The sequence below is a fragment of the Nostoc sp. NMS9 genome (genome assembly GCF_017114995.1).
In the GTDB taxonomy this organism is placed as follows: Bacteria; Cyanobacteriota; Cyanobacteriia; order Cyanobacteriales; family Nostocaceae; genus Nostoc.
Genome location: NZ_JABXKL010000069.1, coordinates 18,606 through 41,714 on the forward strand (window position 1 = coordinate 18,606; position 23,109 = coordinate 41,714).

The following is a 23,109-nucleotide window of genomic DNA, read 5'->3' on the forward strand; positions in this document are numbered from 1 at the left end:
TGGCACACTGCGATCGCGAAAAAATGTTATACAACGCTAGACTCTTGATATTGTGGCAATAGGTCAACCAATTTTGGATTTTAGATTTGCAATTTTAGATTTGCGTTAGCGAGTAATCGAGCGTTGGTACGAGCCTCTTTTAGATTTGTTACACCCACAATGGGTATAGGACGAACCAAAAAAATCTAAAATCCAAAATCCAAAATCTAAAATATTTTGAGCAATGGTATCCTACTGGAGCGAGGAAAACTGAGGAGTAGCTAAGGAAACAGAAACATTTTTTTCACCCGAAACCGTTTGATTATCTAGCCTAAACACAGCAACATAGCTGGTGTTAATAACAACGTTCTGTATCTCAATCAATGTCATAGCTAGTTTCAACGTCCGGGATAATATATTTTATGGTATTTGACCCAGTAAAGTTGACAAGTTCGTTACAGAAAAGACACCACCTTTAATCCGAATTTATGCAATTTGAAAAAGTAATTAAACGATCGCTAGGTAATGACAAAGCAGTTATCTTTAGTTATTTTTAATTTAAAAATTTCAATTAAATAACTAGTTTGTCTAACCACTTTAAAGCATTGAATTAATAAAAACACTAACATACTTTACAGAAACTAAATCATTCCTTTAAAGTTATTTTATAAATAACCATATACTCTTACTGATATAAATTTTGAATAAAATTCAGCATCAAAGTATAATTTATGACTAAATAAATAGATGAGGGACTTTGATATCTACGGGTTAAACATAAATATTCTCTTGATTAAGTTAACACTACAAATCTGTTGTCTAGTAAGTAACAATTCAATGAATACATAGATAAAATTAATAACTATAAGTATTATTTCTCAGAGAAATATCATAATTGAGTCAAAGTTTTTGGTTATTTTTTAATATAAGTCAAGTTAAGAAACAAAGTAGTTATTTATAAAGCAAATATTAATTTTAAGTATGTTGCTTGATAAACATAATATGAGTTAAATGAATCTTCAGTAAAAAGTAAACTGAAGCAAAGCTCAGGTTTTGTATCTCATCTACCAACTGACCCGCTCGCAATCAATTACAGGGCTAATAGCTTAAGTAAGGGTAATTGATGAATTACCACTACTAAAAATCGCTATAAGAGTGTCTTATATTACACAAGCTTGATAATAATATAGCGCTTTTCATTTGCGTGAGCTACATCCGTAGGGGTACTACCGTGCCCATTGGTGTCAACTTAAGCTGAAACTCCTTTAAAACCTCGTTTCCAGTATCTTGCTGGAAATGCTGCTCCTGGCGGCAGCCCCAAGGACGGCATTCCCAGTCGGAGCAGCGGAACGAGACAATATCTAAAAGCTTGTTCTAGGCTGGCTTTCACGTTAAGTTGACACCAATGTACCGTGCCCCTACACCCCGCTATAATCTGTTAGTAATATCAAATCTGCTTAATAACTAACTATTTGTCGGTATTCAATTGCTAGACAATAGATTAGCGATTGGTACATTTTTTCAGCACCTAATCTTACTGTGATCAAATATTTTAGTGATAGAATCAGGACTTATGCAAATTCAATTAGTTGACAATAATCAACTTTTAGTCCATACTTTATAACAAGTTTATCCAGTTTTTGCTCTCATTTTTTTAGCGCTTCGTTGTTCTTGAAAGTTAAGTTTTCTGACTGGCGCTATTGTATTTTACGCTACGGGATTAGATATCAAATTAGGATATAACTTAGGAAGCTTTGAAGTAACACGCCATTAATTTTCACGCCACAATAGTAAGTTTGGGCGGTAAAAGCGTACAACAATTCATATAAAACCAATTTAGACCCATCCACTTGATTAAGGTAGAAAAACTAGAGGAAAAACCCTCTTGGTAATTTGCGGATGAGTCTATTCTAATCGACTAAATATAACCAAGTTATCCCCTAAAAAAGCAGAATTGGAATGAAAATATGGCAGTAAATAAAGAAAGTCGATTATTCACAAAACCCGTAGGCCGATCGCAAGTAATTTTAGCAGCTTCTCTGACTTTAGCGGCTGGATTAATCACTTTCTATAGTTTGACACCGTATTGGTCTAAACCGAAAGTTGTGACAGCACCAGCGAATCCTCCAAAAGCTGCTACTCCTGCGAAAGTTGCTGTGACTGCCTTAGGACGTTTGGAGCCAGAAGGCGAAGTTACTTCTTTGACTGCTCCTGCTTCTAATAATGGGGTACGAGTAGATAGATTGTTGGTGAAAGAAGGAGATGCGGTTAAAGCAGGGCAATTATTAGCCTATCTTGAAAATTATGGTCGTTCTAGAACAGCTTTACAACAGGCTTTAGACCAACTGCAAGTTGCCAAAGCTAAATTAGCGCAGGTGAAATCTGGAGCTAAAACCGGAGATGTCGATGCTCAAAAGGCTGCGATCGCCCGTTTAGAGCCACAATATAAAGGGGACGTTGCTACCCAAGAGGCGACAATTGCCCGCATCCAGGCTGAAGTAGACAACGCTCAAGCCGAGAACGATCGCTATCAGCAATTATACAAACAAGGTGCGATCGCAGCTTCTATAGCAGATACCAAAGCTTTGCAACTAAAGACTACACAACAGCAACTAACAGAAGCCCAAGCCACCCTCAAGCGAACTCAAGACACATTCCAAGAACAACGCAAGCAAGCACAAGCGCAACTAACCAGTATTAGTGAAGTGCGTAGTGTAGATGTTCAAGTAGCACAAACCGAAGTCAACAGTGCAACAACTTCTGTTCAACAAGCAAAAGCCGACTTGGATTTAAGTTACATCAAATCTCCCATAAATGGCAAAATTTTGAAAATTCACGCCAAAACTGGAGAAGTAATCAGCACCAGCAAAGGATTTGCTGAGATAGGTAAAACATCTCAAATGTATGTGATTGCAGAGGTGTATCAAACCGATGTTCAAAAAGTGCGTGTAGGACAAAAAGCCACAATTACCAGCACTGCATTTACTGGAACAATAAAAGGAACTGTAAAAGAGATTGGTTGGCAAGTTGACAAGCAAAACATCTTCAGCTTAAACCCTGGTTCAGATACAGACCGCAGAATAGTTGAAGTGAAAATCTCCATCGATAATCCCGCAGACAGTGAAAAGGTCGCTCGTTTAACTAACTTACAAGTGGATGTCGCCATTCATATTTAGTCATAGGATATATGGTCATTCACAAATGACAAATGACCAATGACAAATGACAAATGACAAATAATAAATAAATCCATGATTTTCAAAATTCCTTTAGCATGGCTACAGCTAGCCCAGCAAAAAGTTCGTTTACTAGTAGCTGTAGCCGGAATTGGTTTTATTGTGCTGCTAATGTTTGTGCAACTTGGTTTTCAGGATGCCCTCTATTCCAGTGCAACCGCAGTCCATCAGAATCTCAAAGGAGATTTATTTTTAGTTAGTTCGCAATATAAATCTTTGACCTCAAATCAAAGTTTTTCGCGGACTCGTTTATACCAATCTCTGGGGTTTGATGGCGTAAAGTCAGTTAGCCCCATGTATTTGCAATTTGCCAAACTGAAAAATCCGGCAACTGGTGAGAAATATTCAATATACGTTATTGGTTTCGATCCAGGTAGACCTGTGATAAATCTACCAGAAGTTGAGAAAAATTTAGATAAACTCAAAACTCCTGATGTCATGCTTTTTGACCGGGGTTCTCGCCCAGAGTTTGGCCCAATAGCTGAAAAATTTAATGCGGGAGAGACTGCACAGACAATTGAAATATTTCCCTTCAATTCATTAATTGGTTATAGAGTGAGAATTGGTGGCTTATTCACATTAGGGCCTTCCTTTGGTGTAGACGGAAATTTACTTGTTAGTGACTCCACTTTCTTGAGGATAAATCCCAATACTCGTCCGGCGGATATGATAGATATTGGTTTGATTTCCCTCAAACCTGGTACTAATGCAGAAACAGTACTGAAAAATTTACAAGCAAGTTTGCCTAATGATGTCCAAGTTTTTACACGCCAAGGCTTCATTGATTTTGAAAAAAAATATTGGGCTGTCAGAACACCCATTGGTTTTATTCTTAATTTGATGTTAACAATGGCTGCGGTTGTTGGTGTAGTTATTGTTTATCAAATTCTTTACAGCAATATTGCTACACAGTTTGTTGCTTACGCCACTTTAAAAGCCATAGGTTATGCCAATAGCTATTTACTAAATGTGGTATTTCAGCAAGCTTTGATTTTGGCAATCTTAGGTTATATCCCAGGATTTATTACTTCTGTATTGTTATATAGTTTTGCCGCAGAAGCAACTAAACTACCAATAGTTATGACCACTAATAATGCAGTGATTGTCTTAACTTCAACAGTTTTAATGTGTATAACATCAGGAGCGCTTGCTATCAATAAACTCCGCTCCGCAGATCCAGGAGACATTTTCTAACTGATTCATGGCAGTAAAATGACTTGATTGTTTTGCCACGATATAGACTGATATCTGAATATTAGTGCAGCCTATCCACAGAAAAATTCTTCTTATACCAATTTTAGATTCTAGATTAAAAGTATTTACCAATATTTAAATTTGGTATTACTTAAAGTCTTTGATCTAAGAACTCAAATTCACCTATTTAACAATAATTTCGATTTTATGAACCTCAAAGACAAAACTCTCCTAATTACCGGGATTAATGAATTTGTCGGTTTGCGTATAGCCGAGTTAGCCATAGCGCAAGGGATGAAGGTTCATGGACTACAAAGTTCTACAGAACAGAACAAACAATTACAGAATTTAGGTGTAAAGGTAATTATTGGTAGTATCACCGATTCTACTATTGCTCAAAAGGCTTGTCAGGGAGTAGATATCGTTTTACATACAGAGCAAATTGCCGAAGAAGCTGGTGCAATTAAGCATTTTCGTGATGTTAATGTTGGCGGTACTGTCAACATGGCTAAAGCCGCTAAACAAGCTGGTGTCAAAACATTTGTGCATCTATCCAGTGTAATGGTTTATGGTTTCAATTATCCTGATGGTGTTACAGAATCCGGGCCACTATCTGGCGAAAATAATCCCTACTGTCAAACGAAAATAGAAGCCGAAACAGCACTTTTAGAACTGAATAATCCTCCAGATTTTGGCATCATCGTTATTCGAGCCGGAGATGTTTACGGACCAGGAAGTATCCCCTGGATAGTCAGACCAATTCTGATGATGCGCCAAAAATTATTTGCTTGCGCCAATGATGCTAAAGGAGTAATCAATCATGTATATATAGATAACCTGATTGATGGCATCTTTCTCGCAATAGAAAAAGAAATCTACGGTGAAATATTTAATATCACCGACGGACAAGAAACTTCGTGGAAAGAGTATTTTATGCGTTTAGCAGCAATGGAAGGTTTACAAGCACCCCTTTCATTATCGAAAGATGAAATTAAGTTGTTTCTAAAGCTACGTGTTCAAGGACAAAAGCTTTTTCGGAAAAAAGTTGATATTTTACCAGAGTCTATAGATTTTATGACTCGTCCTTACGCTTGTTCCATTGTCAAAGCCCAAAATCTGTTAAATTACAAACCAGCAGTTGACCTAGAATTAGGAATGCAGCAAACACATGAATGGCTACAAAAAACAGATATTCAAAGCTTGATGAAATAGTTCACATATTTTTGGAAATTCAGGAGTCAGGAGTCAGAATTCAGAATGATTGCAAAATGAATAAGCTAGAAGAGACTCGATTTACTTGAAATCATTAAGCTTGGTATCAAAGTATTCTTAATTCTGACTTCTGGATTCTAAATTCTAACTTTTTACGTTGCATCTACCTAACTACGATTAAGCATAAACTAATCCACAGATTTTCCGAATACTTGTTTTCTATGAGTAGCAATCAGCCACGATTGAGCATCGGATTACCTGTATACAATGGTGAAAAATTTATCAAAGAAGCCATAGATTCACTCTTGGCTCAGACTTTTGAAGATTTTGAACTAATTATTTCAGATAATGCATCTACAGATAAAACTGAAGAAATTTGTAGAGCTTATGCCGAGCAAGACCAACGTATTTGTTACTACCGCAATGACAAGAATATCGGTTGTGCTGGTAACTTTAATCGCGTTTTGAAACTGTCTTCGGGTGAGTATTTTAAATGGGCAGCCTATGACGATCTACATTCTCCAGATTTTATCAAGAAGTGTGTTGAGGTACTTGACCAAGATCCGACTATAATCTTGTGTCACTCCCAGGCATATTTCATTGATGAACAGGGGAATTTTATCCAAAATTACGATATCAAAGTCAAGGCAGATGCACTAAAACCACACGAGCGTTTTCACGAATTACTGACCAAGCATTTATGTTATCAATGTTACGGGGTAATTCGTGCTAGTGTTTTGAAAAAGATACCGCCTATGGGTGGTTATGGTAATGCAGATGGAATTTTATTGTTAAGACTTGGTATTCTCGGTAGGTTTTATGAAATCCCTGAATACCTGTTTTTCTTCAGAAGTCATCCGCAACAATCAATGAGTATGTTTTTCCCGAATTATTTGTTGTTAACAAATACAAACCAAACATCATTCTTGAGTATGCTGCCTGATTTTTATGGGTATACAGTGTGGTTTGATTCAGCAAAGAAAGGACAAGTTTTATTGCCACATTGGAGAATAATCTGGGAGTATATACTCTCTATATGGCGTAGTCCCCTGAGTTTGAATGAGCGGCTCTTTTGTCATATAAGTCTACAACAGCAGTTAAAAGGGACAGAATATCTTTTGCTGAAAGATTTGCTAATGGCGTTGCAAAGACTTTGGAAAGGTTGGCAACCAGCATCAATTAAAAAAGAGCAAGTGATTCTTTCAAAGAATCAGGTCACAAATAAAAGCTGACTAACGCAGCTTTCTATCAACCCCAAAATCACCTATTTTGACTACAAAATTATGCTGAAACTATCTCAACTATCTCATGTTTTGCTTGCTACTTTAGTGAGCATCAGCTTTGCTAAAACAGTGAACGCAGAGCCAACTGCAACACTTAATGTTGTAGTAAATGGAATACATCATAAAAAAGGTGAGATTTGCTTCCGAGTTTATGCAAATGAAAAAGGATTTCCTATGAGTAGTACTAGTGAAGCTCAAAGTGGCTGCGCTAAGATTAATGGCACTTCTGTAAAAAAAGAATTCTCCGGTTTGAAGCCTGGAACTTATGCTGTCGCTGTGGTTGACGATCAAAATGGCGATCGCAAACTTAATAAAGACTTTTTCGGTATTCCCAAAGAAGGTTTTGGAATTTCCAAAAATCCAACTGTGTCCATACAAACAGGTACACCAAAGTTTCGTGATGCCAGTTTTGTTGTAAACAAAAATACAACAGTCAACATCATCATGAAATATTCGCTGGATTCGTAAAGGAGTGGGGAGTGGGGATGAGGGAGATGAGGGAGATGAGGGGGATGAGGGGAATAACCAATGCCCAATGCCCAATGCCCCATGCCCAATGCCCCATGCCCAATGCCCCATGCCCAATCCCTTATTCTGTCGGAGATTAAAAATTTAATGGAAGATTTGGCAATATTTCTGTCTAAGTCTTTGATGGGTTGGCTGGTTATTCAGGTGTGTTTTACGCTTGTCTTTATATGGTATCTGCGCTCGTCTAAAAAAAACTTATTACCAGATGACCAGTTGCCCAAAACAGCAGTAATTCTTTGCTTACGTGGAGCCGATCCGTTTTTGCCTAGATGTTTGCGAGCGCTCCTAAATCAAAACTATCCACAGTATGATTTAAAGTTGATCGTTGATAGTCACGAAGATCCCGCTTGGAAAATTGCTAGTGAAACGATCACTGAGCAAGAAGCAACTAATGTTCAAATCAGCCCTTTGAGAATAGTACGCAACAATTGTAGTCTCAAATGCAGTTCTCTAGTCCAAGCTGTCCGTGAGTTGGACGATTCTTATAAGGTGGTTGCTTTAGTAGATGCTGATACTATAGTCCATGTGAATTGGCTGCGAGAATTAGTCAGTCCTCTAGGCGATGCGAAAGTCGGCGCAACAACCGGCAATCGGTGGTATGTGCCAACAGGCAGGTATTGGGGTTCTTTAGTGCGGTACGTCGGCAATGTGTCCACAGTAGTGCAAATGTTTATCTTCCAGATTCCTTGGGGTGGAACTTTGGCTGTGAAAACAGAAGTACTTCGCCAAACAGAACTACTAGATAAGTGGGGACAAGCTTTAGGCGAAGATTTTATGATGCACGACATCCTGAAAAAACATGGTTTTCAGGTAAAGTTTGTGCCTTCGCTGCTAATAGTCAATCGTGAAGAGACTGATTTATTCAACTTAATAGACTATCTCAAGCGCCTTATCCTTTTTTCTCGACTGTATCATCCCCGTTGGTTGGCTCTTGTTAGTGAAGCTGTTTCTAGCATTTTGTTTCCGACTCTACTGATCGTGTTAGTTCTAGAGTCGTTGTTAGAGGCAAAATGGGAAGCTGCGGCTGTGTTGTTAGTCTGCTATGGAGTTTACACTGTCGGATTACTCTTGATAATGCTGGTGTTGGAATTAGAGATACAGCGAGTGGTTCGCTCTAATGGCCAGGCGATCGCCAAATTATCAGCTGCTACAATCATTAAAATGTTGATTGGGATTCCCTTAACACAGTGGGTTTATGGGTTAGCGATGCTATCATCCCTGCGGACATCAACAGTTACCTGGCGCGGTGTCAGCTATCGCGTTAAAGGGCGTTGGAATGTCCGCTTAGTGGAATATCGCCCTTATCAATGGTTGGATCAGCCGATTAATAGCAAGGTTTCTCTTTGAATTAAATCGCTAAATATCAACTAGGGCATGAAAGTTATTACACTAAACATTCCCTAGTCTTCAACTTATATTATCTTATATTTAGTAGAACTATATTAGCTATAACCCTTGTAAAAATATACCTTTTTACTTGTTGATTACCAAAATGCATTTACATTTTTGGCAAGGGTTTAGACAAATATATTAAGGGGAATTTTAACTTAGCATTTTGGATGTTTTGATAGTTTATAGCCCAGGTTTATATACGGGTTTGCAATTGAGTCTACTTAATCCCCAACATTTTCCATACCTTTCTCTAACTCTCTCTTAAGAAGCTACGGTGTACACACATCTTGGTAATGAAGCCCAAACCCTGGATTTACTCCCCTCTCTTGCCAATCTACGGTGTATACACAAGTCGAATTACCCCCCTTAATCCCCCCTTATAAAGGGGGGAGACCGGAAATTTAGTTCCCTCCCCTTTCCAAGGGGAGGGTTAGGGTGGGGTAAAACCTTGGTTAATCAGCTATTTCAGACTTGTGTATACACGGTAGCGATGCCTTGGGGGGAAATATCCGGTTCTCCCCCAAGGCATCAGGGGAGTTAGAGGGGGTCAGAAGGACTTGTGTGTATACCGTAGCCTAAGAGGAGAGAAAAGCGGAAAAACTTTTGTTGCTGTCAGGGGAGTGCCTCAAAGCATCTCTTGTAGAAGGAGAGAGTTCAGAATCTATTGCACACAAACTAGAAGCACTATAAACATCCACTTCAAAATCGAAAATTTCAGCTATTTGACGATACGTAAATCCTTAGTCTAACTGTATTAGTGGGAATTTCTGAGCCAAATAATCAGGATGTTCATGAAACATAAGCTGCGTAAATCCTAAGTTAAAAACCAGCAATTTTGTGAAATATTCCCCTTTATTATGACTAAGCAAAAACTTCGCATTGCACTGTTTACAGGATTGTACGCTCCTTTCTTAACTGGTGTTTCCGTTGCAGTTCACCAACGAGTTCGTTGGTTGCTAGAGCAGGGACATGAGGTTTTTTTAATCCATCCGCAAATCAACGATCGCTACCCCAAAAATGTTGGCGATCGCCCCATGCCTGGTTTAGAGGAAATTCAATCTTTCCCCAATTTTTCTGCTTACGCATTCCCTACAGAACCACTGATATTCTACAAGTCTCTTCCTCAACCGTTGAACTATCGACATTGGAGCGATACCAAGTTGCTAGAAAAATTTCAGCCCGATATTATCGTGGTTGAAGAAGCAGCGCAAATGAGAGGTTTATACTCATTTTTCTTGCAAGGTTATGGTCGCCCTATCGGCACTCAATACGCAAAACGAACAGGTACGCCAATAATATCACTCTTCCATACAGATATCGTTGCGTATATCAAATATTACTTTGGAGATCGGTTCTTCAGTTTGGTTCGTCCCATTATTCCTGTTTTAGTCAAGCAATTTACTGAGTTTTATGACTTCAATTACTTCTCTTCTAAAGAACAACTGACTAAATACGAAGAACTGAAATGTCAACGTGCTGAATACGTCGCTTATCAAGGTATCGATTGCGAAAAATTTCATCCGCGAAACATCTGTTACGATCCAATTCCCAATGATAACCGACCGACTCTTTTGTTTGTCGGACGCATCACACCTGAAAAGAATGTCAACCAATTACTTGATATATTTCCAGTCATAGCTGCCAAAATTCCTGATGTCCATCTGGTGATTGTTGGTAGTGGCCCGCTAGATGAAGAGATCCGTGAGCGTGCTAAAAAGTTTGGAGCGGGTATTACTGTATGGGGTGAATCTCACGGTACGGAACTTCTGGGTTGGTTTGCTAGAGCAGATATTTTTGTCAACCCCTCCGTCACCGAGAACTTCTGCACAACAAATAACGAAGCATTAGCGTCTGGAACCCCTCTGGTTGCTGTTGTTGCACCCTCAACCTCAGAACAGGTATCTCCTGGTCGTAACGGTTTCCTCGCCCAACCTAACAATCCTACAGATTTCGCCCAAAAGGTAATTGCGATTCTGGAAAATCCCAGTTTGAAAGCAGATATGACTAGACAGGCTCGCCCCTCTATACTTGACTTTGATTGGTCGTCATGTATGCAGAAATTTGAACAAAAACTTTACCAAATCGTTGAAGGAGCGCAGAAGGTGGAGGTAGGTACAACCAGTATAAGACCACAGCGATAAGAAATATGGCGATCGCTAGTATTTACAATATTTGCGATCGCTAACTAGTAATTGCTAAAGATATCGATCCTGCAACTAAGATTAGCAAAATTGGTGAGAGTGCTTCACCTTTGATGCCGTTGCCGTTATCTGACATGATATGACCTCCTGTGATTTGAAGCCTTTGGCTGAATGGAAATAAGCCAAAGGCATTATCTGAAGCAGTACCGTAAATTTGTATTAACGCCAAGACTCAAAAATCATAGCGATCGCAAACAAACAAAATAACGAAGCTGCAACCCTTAAAAACCAGATCCAGACATCAACAGATAGCAGGCTTTGAGCGAGGAAGGATGCGCCGAAAACGTGAAACACAAGAAAAGCGATCGCAAAACCAGCCAAAGCCCACACAAAATACTTCAGTCCTTTGCCAGTCAAAATTAAAAGTCGATTGTCGTTATTGGTGCGATCGGTTTTCATAGTTTCTTTCTTCTGTTCAAATGGGAGTTGAGCAAGAGACTTTTTATCGTGTTTGTTACTGTTCATAGAATTTCCTCCGGGAAAAAAACCTAAGCAAAAAGCCGGGTGTGTAAGAATACACCACCGGCTTGTAAACTTCTCATTTATCAAAAGCCAAATGTCTTCAGAAAAATAGATATTGAATTTAATGACTTCACCAAGCTAGCAGTATTCTTAACTGTGGATAGCTGTGGCGATGTAGTGCATTATTTCCGATTGTGGAAATGCCTACAAGCTATCCAAGTTTCAAGAATGTGTTCGTGTAATTGTTGGATTTCTTGCAGTTCTTCTTGACTCAACTTGTGACGGTGGCTAATATGACCACTCAGTTCTACGATGGTTTCGTATTTCCCCTTTTTACTAGAAATAGTTAACTGGCCGTGTTGAGTTTCCGACAAGGTTTCAATCAGCAGAAGACTCATGTGAGAAAAGACTAGCGGTAACTCAACTGCATACAAATGTTTGGGTTTTCCTAAAATTTCTGGGCTGCCTCTTTCTTGTGGTTTCAATGTAGGTAAGGTTTCTGGGGATTGTTCTCCTATTTTCAAGACGGTTTTGATGGTGTTAGAACTCCTGATAAAGTCTGGCAGTCGTGAGAAGCTAGTCATGTTAGTTCCCCCCTAATGTTGGCTGTTGAGTTTAGACCTATCTTTGTATCTCACATATAGATACTTGTATATAAGATAAGCATATCTACTTTAAAAAATCAAGCATTTACAAGGAATATTTTTTAATAAATATCCAATCTTGTAAATATATATATAGTTTTGCCGAGAATTTGTCTCACGTAGATATAAAAAGTTATACTATAAGTAGGTTTTTATACAAAAAAGATTTTAATTAGATGGTTTGACCCGACAAAAATAGACTATATTTTTATTTTTTGGTATAAAAATATAGAAAGACACTGAGTATAAACTGAAATAGCATAGCTAACAAATTGTGTAGTTACTGTAAAATCTACCAAAATGCTAAATAAAGCTCTTTTCTAAACTTGAGAGTCATGCTATAAAAAAATATTCTCACATACTGATAACTCAAATATATTGTGTGGAGCTGAGATTGTGTGGAGCTTAGATGAGATGAACAGCGCAGCTGATATGCCTTTGGTTCCTGATGATTTCATTACAGGAGTCGCCAATAGTCGTGGTGTGACGAAAGCAGAGCTAGATGCCTTATTGTTAGCATTAAAAAATGGTTCTGGTGCGGAAATTGCCGAGAAACTGAATATTTCTCAAGCAGCAGTGAGAAAAAGATTAGGAGAAAGCTATCGCAAATTAGGTATAGAAGGGAGCGGTAATAAAAAAATTTATAACCTGAAACAGAAGCTATATGCTCAGTATCAAGGTACTCATGAAAACGTAATTTCTTCAAAAGAAGACTGGGGTGAAGCTGTTGATGTAGAGGGTTTTCGGGGTCGAGATGGAGAAATTCAAGATTTAGAGGAATGGATAGTCGGTAATGATTCACTGCGGTGTCGGTTAGTAGCAGTATTGGGAATGGGTGGAATTGGTAAGACTGTGATCGCGGCTAAAGTTGCCAAAAAAGTCCAGTCACAGTTTGATTATCTGATTTGGCGATCGCTCCGTAATACCCCATCATTAGATGACATTCTCACCCAAATTTTACGTTTTTTACCTAATGATTCAGAAGATTACTTAAAAGTTAGTGAAAATAACAAAATACTTTTACTAATTGATGCTTTAAGAAAACATCGATGCCTAGTCATTTTAGATAATGTTGAATCAGTGCTACGCAGTGGCGAAGGCAAAACTGAAGAATGGGCAGGTGAATATGAACCTGAGTATGAAAACTATGGCTACTTTTTTAAAAAGGTGGCAGAAGCATCACATGATAGTTGTTTACTACTAACTAGTCGGGAAAAACCAAAAGAAGTAGCCGCCCTAGAAGGTAAAAATCTGCCAGTCAAAGTTTTGCAGTTATCTAGCCTGAATTTAGCAGAAGCTAAAGAAATTTTGCAGGATAAAGGATGCGATTGTACTGAGGAACAATTGCAAGAACTAGTCACAAGATATTCTGGCAACCCTTTAGCGTTAAAGATAGTTGCCACTACAGTTTATGGCTTATTTAGCAATAACATTACAGAGTTTTTAAAAGAAATCCAGGAAGCAAGCGCTGTTTACGGAGATATTCGCACGCTTTTAGATACACAATTTAAACGCTTGTCAGAATTGGAAAAACAAGTGATGTATCGGCTGGCGCTTCATCGGGAATATGTTTCTCTGACACAACTGAAAAATGATTTCAAAACCACAGACGCCGAGTCCAAAATACTGGAAGTTGTTGAGTCATTGTTACGGCGATCGCTAATTGAAAAAGAACCAACCGCCAGCAGATTCCGCCAGCAATCTGTGGTGATGGAATATATCAGTAAACGCCACATCGAACAGTTTGCTGATGAATTGAGCGAAAAAAAAAATTGGACTTTGTTAACGCCCACCCTTTAATGCAGGTGCGATCGCTTGATTATATCCGGCATACACAAGAACGGCTCATACTAGAACCCGTTAAGCAAAAGCTAATCACAGCTTTTGGTACAACAACACAACTAGAATCTTATTTACGGCGAATGCTCAGGACTTTACAGCAGGAGTCGCCCCCAAACAAAGGTTATGCAGCTGGTAACTTAATCAATCTACTGCGACAACTCCAGATAGATAAATCCCGGCACGATTCCGAAATTAATTTAAGTGGGCGTGATTTTTCTGGTTTGACTATTTGGCAAGCTTATCTCAAAGGTGTCAATTTACAAGACACCAGCTTTGCCAATGCTGATTTAACTGGTTCCGTATTCACAGAAACGATGTCTAGTGTCGTTTCTGTGAGATTCAGTCCTGATGGCAAATTGTTTGCTACAGGTTTAATGACCGGAGAAATTCGGCTATGGCGCACTTATGATACTAAACAACTTCGCATTTATACAGGTCACACTGCTTGGGTTTGGGCTTTTGCCTTTAGCCCAGACAGTAAACTCCTCGCCAGTGGTAGTGCTGACTACACAATTAAAATCTGGGATGTGCAAACAGGCCAATGTGTGCATACACTCAAAGAACATACTAATAAAGTTTACTCAGTAAGTTTCAGTCCAGATGGTGCTTCCTTAGCCAGTAGCGGCGAAGATCAAACTATTAAAATCTGGGATATTGCTACAGGAATTTGCCAGCAAACACTCCTTGGTCATGATGGTTGGGTGTGGTCGGTCACCTTCAGACCGTCTACAACTACTAACAATACTCCTTTAATTGCCAGTGGCAGTGCTGATAACAAAATTAAGCTGTGGGATATCAACACAGGTAGATGCTTAAAAACGCTGAATGGTCATAGCAGTGATGTTCTTTCTGTAGCCTTCAGTCCCGATGGGCGAATACTAGCCAGTGGTAGTAGAGACCTCACCCTGAGACTGTGGGACGCAAACACAGGTAAATGCGAGGAAATATTGCAGGGACACAGTAAAAAAATTTACTCTGTACGATTTAGTCCCGATGGGCAAACCCTGGCCAGTGGTAGTGAAGACAGAACTATTAAACTCTGGGATATCCAACGGGGTGAATGTTTGAAAACCTTACAAGGTCATTACAGCCAGGTATGGGCGATCGCCTTTAGTCCAGATGGTCGCACTCTGATCAGTTGCAGTGACGATCAAACAGCTAGGCTGTGGGATGTAAATACAGGTAATTGCCTCAATGTGTTGCAAGGATATACCCGTGATGTCTATTCAGTAAAATTTAGTCCCAATAGTCAAATCTTGGCCAGTGGAAGGGATGACTACACCATCAGTCTGTGGAATTTACAAACAGGAGAATGCCACATTCTTAGAGAACATCAAGGACGGATTCGTTCTGTAGCCTTTCATCCCAACGGGCAAATACTCGCTAGTGGTAGTGCTGACAATACTATCAAACTTTGGGATATCACAGATATTCGCCACAGCAAATGCATTCAAACCCTCACAGGACACAGTAACTGGGTGTGGACAGTTGGTTTTAGTCCCGATGGGCAAACCCTAGTCAGTAGTAGCGAAGACCGCAGCATTCGCATTTGGGACATCTCTAGCGGTGAGTGCCTGAAAAAAATTAAAGGACATAGCCATTGGGTGTGGACAGTTGCGTTTCATCCTGATGGCAATACTCTAGCCAGTGGTAGCGCTGACAGTCAAATTAAGCTTTGGGATGTCGCCACCGGAGAATGTATCCAAACTTTCACAGACCATCAAGACATGATTTGGTCAGTGGCATTCAGTCCAGATGGTCAACTTTTAGCCAGTGGTAGCGAAGACCAAACTGTGAAGTTATGGAATCTTAGCACGGGCGAATGTAGTCAAACCTTAACAATGCATGATAAACAAGTCCACTCAGTAGCATTTAGTCCCAACGGGCAGATTTTAGCTAGTGCTGGTGCTGATACTACGGTCATTCTCTGGGAAGTTAGCACAGGTGAGTGTGTAGAAATCCTGAAATTGGGACATACAGCAGCGATTCGTTCTCTAGCTTTTAGTGCCGATGGCAAGTTATTGGCTAGTGGTGGTGAAGACGAGAAGATTCAGCTGTGGGATATGCAAACTTGTAGTAGATGGCGATCGCTTAAACCGGATCGCCTGTATGAACGTATGAATATTAGCGGTATTACAGGTTTGACCGATGCTGAAACAGCTTCTTTAAAAATGTTGGGTGCTATTGAATAAACTCTGAGCTTTCAGGCAGTAGGTTTCTCAAAAGTGAATAAATTGATGATGCAATTTTGTTTCTAAAATCTTTCTGAGGATATATGAATACAAATAGATAATTCTGTTTTTCTGTTTATTTATTGAGATAATTTATCGGAAATCAAAGGGTTTAAGACCCCTACCTCTACAGGTAGCATCATTTTCAGTCGGGGTTTAAATCCACGTTTGAAAATGTCTTTAATTTTGAATTGTTAATGAGTCTTTTTCTCTTTTTAAGTGGAGATTGGGTTGACTAAGTAAACTCAACATTCTCAAGACTTTGTTGGGTTTTGCTTTCGCTCTATCCAATCTAATATTGTTTTTCAATCACCAGGGTTTTACGCCATCAAAAAACAGTAATTTTAGGTGTGTAATAGTGTTAATATCTGAAACTAAAAGTATACAAACATCCATTCATATTAATTCAGCAAAAATTGTATTAATTGGCGAATTTATCAAGCACAGAAGCTTTAATGGAGCTAACAAAGCCTTACCAGTTTTAGCTTCTAGTTTAGTTAATGCTGGATTTAGTCAAGTTGTACAACTAGATTTAGAACGTCTTGATTTGCATCTTGATGATGTTTTAAATGAAATTATAAATGCTGATTTAATTATATTTGCTGGTTGTCTAACAACTCAATGGTCAGAAATTGACGAGCATAGTAAAAAAATTTTTGCACAGCTTCAGAAACATAGCAGGGAAACCGTGCCAATTTTAGTTGGTGGTTATGCAACTAAAAGTGTTGAAGATATTGCCCGCATCACACCTTGGATTACAGCCTTTTGTGATGGTGAAGGGGAAGAATCAATTGTAGAAATTGCTCATGCCGTTGCCAGAGGCACTTTCTATGAAGAGATGAAATATTTGCCAGGATTGTGTTTCTTGAATCAAGACGGTAAATTTCACCGCGTCACTTCTGATGATACTAGAAATGTGATATTTCATCGTGCCATTGCACCAAGAGTCAATAACTTTGATGATATTGACCAAAATTTTGGTTTCATTCACATACCACAAGTACATGATATGGATATTTTTAAAACTTCAGATAAAAGGCAATTAAAAACAGCCCAACTCTTTACTCAGCGAGGATGTCCTTGGGGATGTTATTTCTGTAATAAAAGTAGCGAAAGTAATAATGTTGTGAGATTAAGCGAAGCCTCATTTCGCAGGCAATTAAAGCAATTAAAGGAACGTAATTATGAAGCAGTTTATTTAGATGTAGATACTTTTACAGTTCACGATAAAGCTGCAAAAAGGGAAGCAGAAATTCTGAGAGAAGAAGGATTTGTTTGGGGTTCAAATACTAGAATTGATAAAATCAACTACGAACAGATGCGTTATCTAGTAGAACATAACTGTGTGTATATGTTTTTTGGAGTTGAGCATACGTTACCAGAAGTGTCATTAGCCAGCCACAAATTTAATGGCTCTGTTGCCAGTCAAATTAAGCAAGCATTTGATTATCCAGCCAAGATTGCAAGAGTTTTTCAAGATATGAATAAAGCTGGATTGCCTAGTAGTTATTTTTTGATTTTGGGATTACCAAAAGTTCAATTCAACAATGATAAAACTGAGATTATCGGTTATGAACCGACAACTTTTGCAGACGATATCCAGGCAATTCACTTTGGCATCGAAAAGTGCAACCCAGATTTTTTAAATTTCAATATTCTACGATTTATGCCTGGGAGTATGGCTGCTGATACAGTTGGTGATTGCAGCTATTCCTGTGTACGTCCGTCAGGAAAACAGCTAATTACTGCTGGATACTTCTTACCACGAGCCGTCAAACATTATGGCTACCCCCAATCCCAAGAACACGGTGTTTACCGACTGTGTGAATCAGTTAGCAAATATCAACCTATTACAACTGCCATGAATCCCCAACGGGTTTACGATACTATCTGCTATGCCATGCAGTTGATTAACGCCAAGATTGATGCAGGTGGTAAAGCCACAAAGTTGTTTATTGATAGAGACTTACTAGCTTTATGTTTAGTTAGTCAAGATGAACGGGGAAAATATGCGATCGCACCCTTAGAAGATTTTGCCAATATTTAAGCAGTTGGGCAAAATTAAATTCATTGGTGGAGGGAAGTTCTACAAGTTGTTCGAGCAAATTTACAATTGGGTCAAGCTAGTTTTAGCATCCTGCCACCCATGCAAGATTGGCATAGTAAACAATCCCCACGCCAAACCCGTAATTAACCCAAAAGGCGTAACCACATAATTATTAAAACTCCACAAACCGAAAACCTGTGCTGCCAATTCCAAAGGATAAGCCATCATCAGCACACTAGCTAAAGCCACACCACTCCAGCCATACTGGCTTAACCAGTAAAAACCTTTACCACCAGTTACCCCATACAACAGACGAGTAACTAGCAAACCCGTGACAGTACCATAGCAGCGCATACACACAGCCATAATAAACGGTGGTGCTAAATCTAACCCCATATCTGGTTGCGGACATACATGATTACCCATGAAATAAATGATGTCCGCAATCTCAGGAAGCAAAGACACCCCAGACGCAGCCAAAAAGGGAGCGATAGGCGGGCCAAAAACCATCCCTACCAACAAGAAATCAGCTATAAAACTGACCCAATTAATCTGCAACTCTTCACTGAAAGCTACTCTTGTCATTCCCTTTCTTCGCGCCCTTCGCGTCCTTTGCGGTTCGTTTTCTTAACCTACCTTATTTACATAAGGACTTGTCAACTTATCCAACTGCTGAATCAACAGACTCAAGAATAATCCCACATCCGTCACCACACCCACCGATTCTACAGAACCACGATCGCTTAACTTAGTCACCACAGCTGGATTAATATCGACACATACCATTTTCACCCCTGCCGGGGTCATATTTCCCACGCCAATGGAATGCAGCATCGATGACAGCATCAAAATCATCTCTGCACCTTCTAGGTGTTTGGCATATTGCTCTTGTGCTTGAATCAAATCCATTTGGGTATCAGGTAAAGGCCCGTCATCTCGAATTGAACCCGCAAGCACAAAAGGTATATTATTGTGGACACATTCATACATCACGCCACTTTTAATTGCCCCCGCCTCCACAGCTTTGGGAATGCTGCCATAACGGCGGATACTATTAATTACCTTCAGGTGATGGCGATGTCCACCATGCACAGCGACACCCCGCTTCATATCTACACCCAAAGAAGTGCCCATGATATTTTGCTCAATGTCGTGAACTGCGATCGCATTACCAGCCAGCAATGCCTGTACATATCCTTCCCGAACCAGTTGCGCCAAGTGTTCGCCGCCACCAGTGTGAATTACCACAGGCCCAGCCGTGACAACTACTTTACCACCAGCATCGCGGATTTTACGCAATTCCCAAGCCACTTGCTCGACAACCAATTCTACGCGCCGTTCGCTGGAAACTCCCGCCGACATAAAGCTGAATTCTTGAGTGCTGCGGAGTTCGCGCGATTCAGTTTTGCGGATGGTGCGGATACCTAAAACGTCTACAATTACCTGTTCGCCAACTTTTAAATCGCGGAGGATTTTACACCGAGCAACTAAACCTGTGGGAGTTTGAGTAATGGCGATCGCGCCATCCATCCGCTGATTTTCTACCTTCACCCACTGGCCATTAATTCGCACTTCAGTGGGATAAATGGTACTGACGTAGAAATCATCAGGCGCAACGCCATCTTGGATTACCGGCTCCAGTTTGGCGTCTCGCTCATCATGCGGTAAATCTACAGCACCCAAATCAATCAATCGGGAGATGATTTCTTCCATCACCTCATGGGATGGTGCTGATACTCTCACCTCGGCGGCTGAAGTACTTTGCCGTTGTTCTCCCAAATTGAAATTCAGGACTTTGAAACTTCCTCCGGCATCTATAATCAAATCCAAAGCGCGGTTAATTAAGCCAGCATCTAGCAAATGTCCTTCCATCCGAATGACGCGGCTTTCTACCGAGACATTGGCATGAATTTCATCTCTAACTGGTTCTGTCACCCGCAAAGTTAAGCATTTAGCTGCGCCACCAGCTTTGAGAAATTCGGTAAGTGGCGTTTCCAGCACTTGGAAACCTGCATCCGCAAGACGGGTTTTCAAAGCATCACTCGTCTTGTTCATAATGACGATGCTATCCACATTCACCGCATTACAAGCGAAGTTGACTGCATCAGCCTCTTCAATTGCGATTCGCTTTTCTGATGCGACTCGCATTTCAATTAAGCGATTGGAGTAAGAATCAAAAGCGCCGGGATAGTATAGCAAATAGCCATTTGCTAGGGGACAAAAGCAGGTATCCAGGTGATAGAAACGTTCGTCTATTAATCGCAGGGATAGCACCTCAATATCCAGCCATTTAGCTAGATAAGGGTGAGAATCTAATTCCGAGCGGAAACCGTATCCCGCCCATAACCAGCGTCCTTCCCGATCTAGCAGTGCGTCTCCTGCTCCCTCAAAGGGCAAATCTTTGGGAAGTTCATTGACTGTATAACCATTTGCCTCAAACCATTGCTTGAAGAAAGGCTCCTCTCCCTGACGTTCTTTGTGCAAAAAGCGACTGAGGACGACATTATCGCCCAAAACTAAGCCAGCATTGGCGGTAAAAACCAAATCAGGCCAGCCTTTTTCAGGTGGTACTAAATCTACAATGGCGTGTTGTTTGAGGATTTGATGTAGTCCCTGCCACTGTTCCACGGCGCGATCGCGCGATGATTTGTGAATATTCCCTTCCATCCAAGGATTAATCACATAGTCCACGTCGTAGTGGTCAGGAGGGCACATTAAAAAGCGAATCCGGGAAGTCATAAAAATCTTACAAGCGTTTTATATGCTACAAGCTTACTTTGAATACAGATTTTTGTTTTTCTACAGGTAAAATCTGCTACTAGAGCTTCTATCTTTTGATAGTTGAAGACTTTACAAAGGCTTCGTTATCAATTCTATTACTGGAAGATGGTAATAATACAAATTCAAAATTCAAAATTAAGAAAGCCTGATTTAATCTGGGTTTCCAGGAAAGTGAGGCAAGTAAAAACACGATTAAAAGCAGCCAATATTTGGTGGCGATCGCTCTTTTGACTTTTCACGGCATCTAGAAAACCTCTCTCTTATAAAGCTACGGTGTACACACAAATCAAAAAACCTGCTCCAGATGAGCTTTAATTTGGTAGGGTGCGTTATGGACTTTAGTCCTAACGCACCGAAAATCTTTGACGGTGCCTTACGCTAACGCGATAACACACCCCACAAAACTACCAATAGACCAATGACTAATCAAGCAGTCACTATATAAGACGAATTGATCGCTGCTACACGACCAGCATCTACCAAAGCTTGATACACTATCGCCGCTACCTCACCGCGTGTAGCATCGCGGGTAGGATTGAGTTGTTTCAGGTTTGGGTAATTGACGATAATTTCCTTGTCTATAGCTTTTACCACTTCATCCTTAGCATATTCAGGAATCTTAGCTTGGTCATCGAAAACTTTGATAGTTGCCGTACCATCGCTAGATAATCCCAGTCCATTTACCAGAGAGACAATCACTTGCACGCGCTGAATATTTTTGTTGGGACTAAAGGTATTGTCGGGAAAACCAGAGAGAAATAAACCTTGATATGCCTGCTGAATTACCTTGGATGCCCAGAAGTCTGCTGGTACATCTTTGAATTGGATTGCGGAACGGCTTGGTGGTGGATTGAAAGCTTTTACCAGTATTGCCGCGTATTGTGCCCGTGTCATCGTTGCATCGGGTTTAAAAGTGCGATCGGGAAAACCATTAACTATCCCCAATTTGACTAATTCCCGAATAAACCCACCTGCCCAATGATTCGCAATATCGGTTAATTCAATAGTAGGTGTCGGTGTTGGAATTGGTGTTGGAATTGGTGTTGGCGTTGGCGTTGGAATTGGCGTTGGAGTTGGAATTGGTGTTGGAGTTGGCGTTGGCGTTGGAATTGGCGTTGGAGTTGGTGTTGGTGTTGGTGTCGGTGTCGGTGTTGGAGTTGGTGTTGGAACCGAACTATCTGCAAACTCTATGTTTCCGGCGACTTTAGACGCATCTATTTTATTTCCTAGAGAAACCAGCTTGTTGGAACTGGCATTTTGTAAATCAAATTTACCGTTATTGCGTAGAGTATTGCCTCCTGGATTATTATTACCACCGATATCCGGTAGAGCAGTTCCAATCACTGTGATACCATCTTCAGTATTATTTTCACTGACATTATTACGTAATACGGGACGAGCGCTACCAGAGATGATGATTCCAGAACGGTTTTCATAAATTCTGTTATCTCGAAGGATAGGTGATGCAGTATCACTAATGGCAATGCCAAAACCTGTTTTGAAGTAGGTGTTATTTTCAATTTGACCTTTAGAATTTTTAGCGATCGCAATTCCATTAGCTGCATTCTCACTGAACACATTACCTTGAATCACAGGATTAGCATCGCCTGTAGCAAATACTCCCTCCCGCTTATTGTTGATAAAGGTGCTATTAGCAACAATAGGGGCAGTTGATTCAATCCAAACACCACTACCACGGCTAGCTAGATTTGTTACAGTCACTCCCCGGAGTTCGGCTTTATCCAGCAACACAAATGTGACATTCTGAGCAGCAAAAGTACGGCTCAGATAGCTACCACTCCCTTCAATCAAAATGCCATTGCCTTTATTGGTTTCATTACCCACGACTGTTACGCCAGACGGAATCGTTAACGGAAAGACTTCACCGCTAGCAGCATTGTAATTACCATCTGCCAGTTGAATTTTGGTATTAACAGTAGCTACCTTGAGTGCTTGCGTAATAGTTTTGAATGGGGCTTGTTGACTACCTGGGTTGGTATTGCTCCCTGATACTGGATTTACGTAAAAAGCTTGAGCCATATTTATACTTTTATAAAATACATAGCTATCCTAGCGC

At 40.0% G+C, this 23,109-nt stretch carries 16 protein-coding genes; 10 read left to right on the forward strand and 6 right to left on the reverse strand.

From position 1 onward, the window contains the following. Window positions 1–1,946 precede the first annotated feature (1,946 nt). The 7 genes from HWQ40_RS20450 to HWQ40_RS20480 all read left to right on the forward strand — a co-directional run bounded on the left by HWQ40_RS20450 (window position 1,947) and on the right by HWQ40_RS20480 (window position 10,965). A complete protein-coding gene (locus HWQ40_RS20450; RefSeq protein WP_292781046.1) occupies window positions 1,947–3,155 on the forward strand; it encodes an ABC exporter membrane fusion protein in 1,209 nt (402 codons plus the stop codon). Between the two features lie 75 nt (window positions 3,156–3,230). Beyond that, entirely contained in the window at window positions 3,231–4,409 is a 1,179-nt protein-coding gene (gene devC / locus HWQ40_RS20455; protein ID WP_292781048.1) for an ABC transporter permease DevC, read from the forward strand. Window positions 4,410–4,616: 207 nt separating this feature from the next. After that, complete coding sequence (locus HWQ40_RS20460) at window positions 4,617–5,621, forward strand: NAD(P)-dependent oxidoreductase (RefSeq protein ID WP_292781051.1); 1,005 nt, start codon at window positions 4,617–4,619, stop codon at window positions 5,619–5,621. Window positions 5,622–5,842: 221 nt separating this feature from the next. Next, window positions 5,843–6,853: a glycosyltransferase family 2 protein gene (locus HWQ40_RS20465; protein ID WP_292781054.1), complete on the forward strand. Its 1,011-nt coding sequence runs from the start codon at window positions 5,843–5,845 to the stop codon at window positions 6,851–6,853. A 51-nt stretch (window positions 6,854–6,904) separates the two neighbouring features. Next, a complete protein-coding gene (locus HWQ40_RS20470; RefSeq protein ID WP_292781057.1) occupies window positions 6,905–7,372 on the forward strand; it encodes a DUF2141 domain-containing protein in 468 nt (155 codons plus the stop codon). Window positions 7,373–7,519: 147 nt separating this feature from the next. Beyond that, window positions 7,520–8,779: a glycosyltransferase family 2 protein gene (locus HWQ40_RS20475; RefSeq protein WP_292781188.1), complete on the forward strand. Its 1,260-nt coding sequence runs from the start codon at window positions 7,520–7,522 to the stop codon at window positions 8,777–8,779. A 902-nt stretch (window positions 8,780–9,681) separates the two neighbouring features. Further along, window positions 9,682–10,965, forward strand: a complete 1,284-nt coding sequence (locus HWQ40_RS20480; RefSeq protein WP_292781060.1) for a glycosyltransferase — start codon at window positions 9,682–9,684, stop codon at window positions 10,963–10,965. Between the two features lie 40 nt (window positions 10,966–11,005). Here HWQ40_RS20480 and HWQ40_RS20485 read toward each other — a convergent pair whose 3' ends face one another. The 3 genes from HWQ40_RS20485 to HWQ40_RS20495 form a co-directional block, all read right to left on the reverse strand. After that, the gene (locus HWQ40_RS20485) at window positions 11,006–11,194 is read right to left on the reverse strand and encodes a hypothetical protein (protein ID WP_292781063.1); all 189 of its coding nucleotides are present in this window, start codon (window positions 11,192–11,194) and stop codon (window positions 11,006–11,008) included. Beyond that, the gene (locus HWQ40_RS20490) at window positions 11,185–11,490 is read right to left on the reverse strand and encodes a hypothetical protein (protein ID WP_292781066.1); all 306 of its coding nucleotides are present in this window, start codon (window positions 11,488–11,490) and stop codon (window positions 11,185–11,187) included. Before HWQ40_RS20490 ends, HWQ40_RS20485 begins: the two co-directional genes overlap by 10 nt. A 179-nt stretch (window positions 11,491–11,669) precedes the next feature. Then, window positions 11,670–12,071: a hypothetical protein gene (locus HWQ40_RS20495; protein ID WP_292781068.1), complete on the reverse strand. Its 402-nt coding sequence runs from the start codon at window positions 12,069–12,071 to the stop codon at window positions 11,670–11,672. A gap of 474 nt (window positions 12,072–12,545) precedes the next feature. Here HWQ40_RS20495 and HWQ40_RS20500 point away from each other — a divergent pair, with 474 nt between their 5' ends. The 3 genes from HWQ40_RS20500 to HWQ40_RS20510 all read left to right on the forward strand — a co-directional run bounded on the left by HWQ40_RS20500 (window position 12,546) and on the right by HWQ40_RS20510 (window position 18,251). Beyond that, window positions 12,546–13,931 carry an NB-ARC domain-containing protein gene (locus HWQ40_RS20500; RefSeq protein ID WP_292781070.1) on the forward strand — a complete coding sequence of 462 codons (1,386 nt, stop codon included), beginning with the start codon at window positions 12,546–12,548 and terminating at the stop codon, window positions 13,929–13,931. Next, the gene (locus HWQ40_RS20505) at window positions 13,904–16,165 is read left to right on the forward strand and encodes a pentapeptide repeat-containing protein (protein WP_292781073.1); all 2,262 of its coding nucleotides are present in this window, start codon (window positions 13,904–13,906) and stop codon (window positions 16,163–16,165) included. Before HWQ40_RS20500 ends, HWQ40_RS20505 begins: the two co-directional genes overlap by 28 nt. A gap of 397 nt (window positions 16,166–16,562) precedes the next feature. Beyond that, window positions 16,563–18,251 carry a radical SAM protein gene (locus HWQ40_RS20510; protein ID WP_292781075.1) on the forward strand — a complete coding sequence of 563 codons (1,689 nt, stop codon included), beginning with the start codon at window positions 16,563–16,565 and terminating at the stop codon, window positions 18,249–18,251. A gap of 60 nt (window positions 18,252–18,311) precedes the next feature. On the opposite strand, the gene HWQ40_RS20515 is transcribed toward HWQ40_RS20510, so the two are convergent. From HWQ40_RS20515 to HWQ40_RS20525, 3 genes are all read right to left on the reverse strand, one after another. After that, window positions 18,312–18,836 (reverse strand): DUF2085 domain-containing protein, encoded by a 525-nt coding sequence (locus HWQ40_RS20515; RefSeq protein ID WP_292781078.1) that lies wholly within the window; start codon window positions 18,834–18,836, stop codon window positions 18,312–18,314. A gap of 42 nt (window positions 18,837–18,878) precedes the next feature. Then, a complete protein-coding gene (locus tag HWQ40_RS20520; RefSeq protein WP_292781081.1) occupies window positions 18,879–20,990 on the reverse strand; it encodes a TIGR00300 family protein in 2,112 nt (703 codons plus the stop codon). Window positions 20,991–21,458: 468 nt separating this feature from the next. Beyond that, entirely contained in the window at window positions 21,459–23,072 is a 1,614-nt protein-coding gene (locus HWQ40_RS20525; RefSeq protein WP_292781083.1) for a DUF1565 domain-containing protein, read from the reverse strand. Window positions 23,073–23,109: the final 37 nt, after the last annotated feature.

Excerpts from the sequence above, each read along its gene's own strand:
- HWQ40_RS20450 (WP_292781046.1), top strand. The coding sequence starts at position 1,947 with ATGGCAGTAAATAAAGAAAGTCGATTATTCACAAAACCCGTAGGCCGA.
- devC (WP_292781048.1), top strand. The coding sequence starts at position 3,231 with ATGATTTTCAAAATTCCTTTAGCATGGCTACAGCTAGCCCAGCAAAAA.
- HWQ40_RS20460 (WP_292781051.1), top strand. The coding sequence starts at position 4,617 with ATGAACCTCAAAGACAAAACTCTCCTAATTACCGGGATTAATGAATTT.
- HWQ40_RS20465 (WP_292781054.1), top strand. The coding sequence starts at position 5,843 with ATGAGTAGCAATCAGCCACGATTGAGCATCGGATTACCTGTATACAAT.
- HWQ40_RS20470 (WP_292781057.1), top strand. The coding sequence starts at position 6,905 with ATGCTGAAACTATCTCAACTATCTCATGTTTTGCTTGCTACTTTAGTG.
- HWQ40_RS20475 (WP_292781188.1), top strand. The coding sequence starts at position 7,520 with ATGGAAGATTTGGCAATATTTCTGTCTAAGTCTTTGATGGGTTGGCTG.
- HWQ40_RS20480 (WP_292781060.1), top strand. The coding sequence starts at position 9,682 with ATGACTAAGCAAAAACTTCGCATTGCACTGTTTACAGGATTGTACGCT.
- HWQ40_RS20490 (WP_292781066.1), bottom strand. The coding sequence starts at position 11,490 with ATGAACAGTAACAAACACGATAAAAAGTCTCTTGCTCAACTCCCATTT.
- HWQ40_RS20495 (WP_292781068.1), bottom strand. The coding sequence starts at position 12,071 with ATGACTAGCTTCTCACGACTGCCAGACTTTATCAGGAGTTCTAACACC.
- HWQ40_RS20500 (WP_292781070.1), top strand. The coding sequence starts at position 12,546 with ATGAACAGCGCAGCTGATATGCCTTTGGTTCCTGATGATTTCATTACA.
- HWQ40_RS20515 (WP_292781078.1), bottom strand. The coding sequence starts at position 18,836 with ATGACAAGAGTAGCTTTCAGTGAAGAGTTGCAGATTAATTGGGTCAGT.
- HWQ40_RS20520 (WP_292781081.1), bottom strand. The coding sequence starts at position 20,990 with ATGACTTCCCGGATTCGCTTTTTAATGTGCCCTCCTGACCACTACGAC.
- HWQ40_RS20525 (WP_292781083.1), bottom strand. The coding sequence starts at position 23,072 with ATGGCTCAAGCTTTTTACGTAAATCCAGTATCAGGGAGCAATACCAAC.